Consider the following 347-nt stretch of genomic DNA (forward strand, 5'->3'; position numbering starts at 1 on the left):
GTCCTGGGCCCAGTCTGCCCTGACTCAGCCTGCCTCCGTGAATGGGTCTCCTGGACAGTTGATCATAATCTCCTGCACTGGACCCAGCAGTGACATTGGTGACTATCAATATATTTCCTGGTACCAACAACACCCAGGCAAAGCCCCCAAACTCATAATTTATGATGTCGATAAGCGGCCCTCAGGGGTTTCTAATCGCTTCTCTGGCTCCAAGTCTGGCAACACGGCCTCCCTGACCATCTCTGGCCTCCAGGCTGAGGACGAGGCTGATTATTACTGCAGTTCATATAGAGGCAGCGCCACTTTCGAGGTGGTGTTCGGCGGAGGGACCAAGGTGACCGTCCTAC

General features: G+C 54.5%; 1 protein-coding gene. It reads left to right on the forward strand.

Annotation, left to right across the window (positions count from 1 at the left end):
• Positions 1 to 19: 19 nt before the first annotated feature.
• Positions 20 to 347 (forward strand): immunoglobulin domain-containing protein (locus DL239_RS21965; protein WP_369410611.1); only part of this gene is annotated, 328 nt, incomplete at its 3' end.

It is taken from the genome of Parasedimentitalea denitrificans (genome assembly GCF_011813015.1).
In the GTDB taxonomy this organism is placed as follows: domain Bacteria; phylum Pseudomonadota; class Alphaproteobacteria; order Rhodobacterales; family Rhodobacteraceae; genus Parasedimentitalea; species Parasedimentitalea denitrificans.